The sequence below is a fragment of the Levilactobacillus paucivorans genome (genome assembly GCF_001437125.1).
Classification (GTDB): Bacteria; Bacillota; Bacilli; order Lactobacillales; family Lactobacillaceae; genus Levilactobacillus; species Levilactobacillus paucivorans.
Map to the genome: position 1 here is coordinate 1 of NZ_JQCA01000146.1, position 2,020 is coordinate 2,020.

2 protein-coding genes are annotated in these 2,020 nt (G+C 46.5%); one reads left to right on the top strand and one right to left on the bottom strand.

Annotated elements, in window-relative coordinates; translation table 11 throughout:
• Positions 1–101 precede the first annotated feature (101 nt).
• Entirely contained in the window at positions 102–1,061 is a 960-nt protein-coding gene (locus IV54_RS09750; RefSeq protein WP_057879144.1) for a diacylglycerol/lipid kinase family protein, read from the bottom strand.
• Positions 1,062–1,494: 433 nt separating this feature from the next.
• Between IV54_RS09750 and IV54_RS09755 the strand changes: the two genes are divergently transcribed.
• Entirely contained in the window at positions 1,495–1,923 is a 429-nt protein-coding gene (locus IV54_RS09755) for a hypothetical protein (protein WP_057879145.1), read from the top strand.
• The last annotated feature ends 97 nt before the right edge of the window (positions 1,924–2,020 follow it).

Below are 2,020 nucleotides of genomic sequence, written 5' to 3' on the forward strand. Positions count from 1 at the left end.
TGTTGTTAGTAATCAAGAAATAATCTTGATTACCAACAACAGTTATTTTAGAACCGAAAAAAGGTCAGGACATCATGTCCTGACCTTTTTTCGTGGTTTCGTTAGATGGTAATATCAAACCAGAAGGGGTACTGTGTGACGCCGACGTAAACGTCGAAGAAGCGTCCCCCCATCTCCTCACCGTCTAATTGGCCGTATTCGATGGATGGAACGGTGAGGTGGACATTGGATGCCTGATAGTAATGAACGGCCTTAGACGTCAAATGACGCTTAAATACGAGCCGCAGAGCTAACCACATCAATTTAAAGAAATTCGGTTTCTCAATGACGACCAAATGGAGCTTGTGGTCATGAACCGTGGCGCCTGGCGCGATACCCACGCCTCCCCCAAAGTAGGGATGGTTGGTGGTCGTCACCAGGAAGGCATTCGGGTAAATGTCTCGTTGGTTGCCGACGTGTACTGTCAGGGTGAATCCTGTCTGGTTGTAGTAGACACTCAGTGCCGAAGCCAGATAGGAGAGGGAACCCAGGTGATGCTTGTTCAGCCACACCTTGGCCTTGGATTGATTGGCCTGGGCGATAATGGCGGCATCGAAGCCGATTCCCAGGTTATTGGTAAAGACGCCACGTTCCTGTTTAATGGTTTCATCGTAGCTGCCGATATCAATATCGGTTGCATGGGTACACTGAATCACTTGGTTCAACGCTGTTTTCCAATCAAGCGCCATGCCGACGCCTCTGGCGAAGTCGTTCCCCGAACCGATCGGAATGTAGGCAACGGGGATGCGGTAATGGCGGGGCAAACGCGTGAGCCCATTGAGGGCTTGATGGAGCGTCCCATCGCCACCAACCGCGAGGACTACCCAATCTTGATGAGGGGTGTCCGGCAACTGCTTGGCAAATTGTTCGCTCAGCAGCACGGCGTGGTTAGGGTACTCTGAAACAGCCACTTCGTAGGAGACCGCAGCGGCGTCGAGTTGTTGTTTGATAGCTGGCCAGACCTCTTTGGCGTGGCCACTACCTGCGTGTTCATTTAGGATGATATAGAACTGGACACTCACCGTACTTCTCCTCTCAATGATTAATCTTAACCATTATAAACGAAAACCGTTTGACTGCCTAGTCATTCTCTTGGAACTTTCCATTGTCGTAAGAAACGGGGCGAACTGGCCGACAAATTCACAATTGAAGTGCAACCCGAATTGAATAAAAAGCGCCATAGCGGGTACAATGACGGTTCTAAAATAAAAGTCTGGAATCGCCAACAGACGAGAAAGTTAAGAGCTGCCAATGACAGCTAAATCACCGTCCGAGAAAGATTCTAGAATACGGTACCCCTGAAAAAATTCCTTGTGCTCGGTTTGACAATTCGTTGGTTCGAAATTAAACTATATTAAGCATTTAAAGGTGTCCCTGATTATAAAGGCTAGATTGCTTGCCCCATATTCTAATGCGTTGTCAGGGAAATATCATTTTAGTGAGTTAGGAGAAACTATGACAAAAGCACCCATTTTCATTGTTGAAGTAGAACCAGACATGCAAATTAAGGTAAAAAAGCAACCGGTACAAGACGACGTTTCGCTGGCTATGCTAGGAATGTCATATTGCAACTTTCTGACTAAGACGCAAACAAGAGTTAGCAGCATTGGGAGTACGCTTGAAAAGATAAATGCTGACGGCCCCAGTGTCGAGCAGTCCGGGCATACAAGAACGCTTGAAGTTGGTGTCGACACAGGAAGTGGCGAGGTTTACGCTAAGGGTAAAGACATGACAACTGATGAAACTCTTTCGTTGATTGGCATGTTCTTAGTCCAGCAGTTCTATGGTAGTCTGGTGTCCAGTACAACTGACTTACAGAGTTATATAGAGAGCACGATTAAAATTTACCAGGGTATGAATTCAGAAGCTCAAATTAACTGGTAGAAAATAGAACTCTAAGAGACTGTTGTTGGTAATCAAGATTATTTGGGTCTCTGTCAAATCGTATTGGTGGAGATTTTGAACGGCACATTCACTTCGG

Excerpts from the sequence above, each read along its gene's own strand:
- IV54_RS09755 (WP_057879145.1), top strand. The coding sequence starts at position 1,495 with ATGACAAAAGCACCCATTTTCATTGTTGAAGTAGAACCAGACATGCAA.